The sequence below is a fragment of the Mesorhizobium sp. M7A.F.Ca.CA.003.01.2.1 genome (assembly GCF_003998945.1).
In the GTDB taxonomy this organism is placed as follows: Bacteria; Pseudomonadota; Alphaproteobacteria; order Rhizobiales; family Rhizobiaceae; genus Mesorhizobium; species Mesorhizobium ciceri.
In genome coordinates this window covers 1-3579 of sequence record NZ_RZRA01000592.1, presented here as the reverse complement: position 1 = coordinate 3579, position 3579 = coordinate 1, and the positions used below count along the sequence as shown (strand labels likewise).

The window sequence follows — 3579 nt, the reverse complement described above, 5'->3', positions numbered from 1 at the left end:
ACCCTCCCCACAAGGAGGAGGGTAAAAGCTCAAAACCCAGCCTGATCGCGAAACAACTCCGCATTGTCCAGCTTCGACACCTCGATCACCGCTTGCGTGCGGCTGTAGACATTGAGTTTGCGCAGGATCTCCGAGACATGCGCCTTCACCGTGGTCTCTCCCACCTGCAGCTCGTAGGCGATCTGCTTGTTGAGCAGGCCCTGGCGCAGCATCTGCAGCACGCGCAGTTGCTGCGGCGTTAGCGTCGACAGGCGCTGCACCATGTCGGCGCGGTCGGCGCTGTCGGCGTCCGGCGGCCGGCCTTCGTAGGTCTCCGGCACATAGATCGCGCCTTCCATCACCGAGCGGATGGCTGCGGCGAGGTCGCTCTTGCGCGCCGATTTCGGGATGAAGCCGGCAGCGCCATAGGACAGCGCTTCGGAAATGATCTTCGGCTCCTCGTAACCAGAGACGATCACCACGGGCAGGCGCGGATAGCGGGTCCGGAGTTGCAGCAGGCCGTCAAAACCGTGCACGTCGGGCATCGAGAGGTCGAGAAGCGCGAGGTCGAACGGCTTGGCATCGGCCAGAAGATCGAGCGCCTCGGTGATCGAGCGCGCCTCCACCGTGTCGACTTCCGGATAGGCCATCTGCACGGCGCTGTGCAGCGCCTCACGAAACAGCGGATGGTCGTCGATGATCAGAAACCGGGCGCGATCGTGGGTTGCGGTCATGGGGTTCATTTCAGTTCGTGAGCGATTAGAATAACCTCTCCACCATGGCCAGATTATTGCCAAATAGTATATCGCCATCTCCGGCGGAAAGTGCCGCCGGCACTTTCTCGACCAAATCGCCTTGTCCAGGCCCCCAAATCGGTCGAATGTTCCGGCAACCAAGCAGAGACCCTTGATGACAGAATTCGTCCTTCCCCTGCCCGCAACCGCATCGGTGGCCGTTGCCGGCTCGTCCGATCGTTTTGCGGTGCGCCGTATCTACTGCGTCGGCCGCAACTACGCGGCGCATGCCCGCGAATTCGGCAATGACGAGCGTGATCCGCCCTTCTTCTTCACCAAGCCGGCCGACGCGGTGGTCGATTCCGGCACCGCTATCCCCTACCCGCCGCTGACGGCCAATCTGCACCACGAGATCGAACTGGTGGCCGCGATCGGCAAAGCCGGCTTCCGCATTCCCCGCGACAAGGCGCTGGACCATGTCTGGGGCTACGGCGTCGGCATCGACCTCACCCGCCGCGACCTGCAGGACGAGGCCAAGAAGGCCGCCCGGCCCTGGGACTGGTCGAAGGCCTTCGACCGCTCCGCCCCTTGCAGCCCGTTGGTGCAAGCGCACGAATCCGGCCACCCACAGAAGGGCCGCATCTGGCTCGCCGTCAACGGCAAGGTCAGGCAGGATGCCGACCTCGCCGAACTGATCTGGCCGATACCGGATATCGTGTCGATCTGCAGCGAGGCGATGGAGCTCGAGCCCGGCGACCTGATCTTCACCGGTACGCCAGCAGGCGTCGGCGCGGTTGGCCCCGGCGACACGATGACCGGCGGCGTCGACGGCATCGGCACCATCGAAATAACCATCGGCCAGCCGAAGTGAGCGCATGAGCAAACTCGTCCTGCACAACTACTATCGCTCCTCCACCTCCTACCGGGTGCGGATCGCGCTGGAGATGAAGGGGCTGAGCTACGACTATATCCCGCATCATCTGCGCCATGGCGAGCACCTCGAACCAGCCTATCTCGCGGTCAATCCGCAAGGGCTGGTGCCGGCGCTGGTGCTCGGCGACGGCACGCTGCTGACGCAATCGCTGGCGATCATCGAATTCCTCGACGAGACCAGCCCGGAACCACCGCTATTGCCAGGGGATGCGGCCGGTCGGGCACGGGTCAGAATGCTGGCGCAGATGATCGCCTGCGACATCCACCCGGTGAACAATCTGCGCGTGCTGACCTCGCTGCGCACGCTGTTCGGCGCCGGCGACGAGGACGTCGTCAACTGGTTCCGCCACTGGGTGAACGAGGGCTTTCAGCCGCTTGAAAAGATCCTGGCCTTGTCGGCGGAGACCGGAACATTCTGCCATGGCGACGCGCCGGGTCTGGCTGACATCTGCCTCGCCGCACAGATTGCCAGCAATGCCCGCTTTGGCGTCGATCTGACGCCCTACCCGACGATCGCGCGCATCAACGCCGCCTGCATGGCGCTGCCGGCCTTCCAGAAAGCGGCGCCCCAGAACCAGATCGACGCGGAATAAGGCGTCATCTGCGTAGCGTCGGCACCGGAACAGTATGGCTGGCGGAATCGATTTTCGCTTGACCGGATAGGGAATCGGCTATCGTTTCCCGCAGGCCGTGTGAAAGGTGGTGTTGCCGATGAAAGCCGTCGTCTTCGAGAAATTCGGCGAAGCGCCGAGGATCCAGACCGTTCCTGATCCGAAGCCGGCAGCCGATGGCGTCGTCATCAAGGTCGAGGCGACCGGTCTGTGCCGCAGCGACTGGCATGGCTGGATGGGTCATGACGAAGGCATCACGCTGCCGCACGTGCCGGGCCATGAACTTGCCGGCATCGTCGTCGCCGCGGGCAAGCAGGTCACACGCTGGAAGGCCGGCGAGCGCGTCACAGTGCCGTTCGCCGTCGGCTGCGGCCGCTGCTTCGAGTGTAATTCGGGCAATCACCAGGTCTGCGAGCACCAGACACAGCCTGGCTTCACCGGCTGGGGCTCGTTTGCCGAATATGTCGCCATCGAACATGCCGACACCAATCTTGTGCGCCTGCCCGACGAGATGGAATTCGCCACCGCCGCCAGCCTCGGCTGCCGCTTCGTCACTTCGTTTCGAGCCATTGTCGACCAGGGCCGGGTGAAGCCGGGCGAATGGGTCGCGGTGCATGGCTGCGGCGGCGTCGGCCTGTCGGCGATTATGATTGCCAGCGCCATGGGCGCCAATGTCATCGCCATCGATCTCACCGACGAGAAACTGGATTTCGCCAAAAAGATCGGCGCCGTCGCCACCATCAATGCATCTACGACGCCGAACGTGGTCAAGGCGGTCAAGCAGATCACCAATGGCGGCGCGCATATGTCGATGGACGCGCTCGGCCACCCCACCACCTCGTTCAATTCGATATCCAATCTGCGCCGGCGCGGCCGCCATGTGCAGGTCGGCCTGATGCTGGGCGAGCATGCCCGGCCGCAGGTGCCGATGGACAAGGTGATCGCCTTCGAGCTCGAAATCCTCGGCAGCCACGGCATGCAGGCCTACCGCTACCAGGCGATGATGGACATGATCCGCAACGGCAAGCTGAAGCCCGAACTGCTGGTCGGCAAGAGGATCAGTCTCGACGAGGCGCCTGCGGCCCTGATGGCGATGGGCGGCTTCGAGGGCATTGGGATTGGGGTGGTGACGAAGTTTTAGGCGAGGACGGCACCGTCGTCAGGCGATCGCGCGTCGTGGCAATTCCTGCTTCGCGAATCGCTTGGCGCCTACGACGCAAAGCACCACGCCAAGCGTGACGACCACCATCAACGAACTGACCTGTTCGTGCAGCAGCGTCGCTGCCAGTGCCAGTCCGAAGAATGGCTGCAGCAGCTGCAAC

Annotated in this window: 4 protein-coding genes and 1 pseudogene; 3 read left to right on the top strand and 2 right to left on the bottom strand. The window is 63.6% G+C overall.

The features are described from left to right. Positions 1–29: 29 nt before the first annotated feature. Positions 30–713, bottom strand: coding sequence for a response regulator transcription factor (locus tag EN969_RS21770; RefSeq protein WP_024503826.1), 684 nt, complete (start codon positions 711–713; stop codon positions 30–32). Between the two features lie 175 nt (positions 714–888). Between EN969_RS21770 and EN969_RS21765 the strand changes: the two genes are divergently transcribed. From EN969_RS21765 to EN969_RS21755, 3 genes are all read left to right on the top strand, one after another. Further along, positions 889–1584 carry a fumarylacetoacetate hydrolase family protein gene (locus tag EN969_RS21765; protein WP_024503825.1) on the top strand — a complete coding sequence of 232 codons (696 nt, stop codon included), beginning with the start codon at positions 889–891 and terminating at the stop codon, positions 1582–1584. A 4-nt stretch (positions 1585–1588) separates the two neighbouring features. After that, positions 1589–2239 (top strand): maleylacetoacetate isomerase, encoded by a 651-nt coding sequence (gene maiA, locus EN969_RS21760; protein WP_024503824.1) that lies wholly within the window; start codon positions 1589–1591, stop codon positions 2237–2239. Positions 2240–2357: 118 nt separating this feature from the next. Then, positions 2358–3398 carry a zinc-dependent alcohol dehydrogenase family protein gene (locus EN969_RS21755; RefSeq protein ID WP_063168158.1) on the top strand — a complete coding sequence of 347 codons (1041 nt, stop codon included), beginning with the start codon at positions 2358–2360 and terminating at the stop codon, positions 3396–3398. Positions 3399–3416: 18 nt separating this feature from the next. Here the strand turns inward: EN969_RS21755 and EN969_RS36160 are convergent. Further along, positions 3417–3579, bottom strand: a pseudogene (locus tag EN969_RS36160) (EamA/RhaT family transporter); the annotation flags it as partial.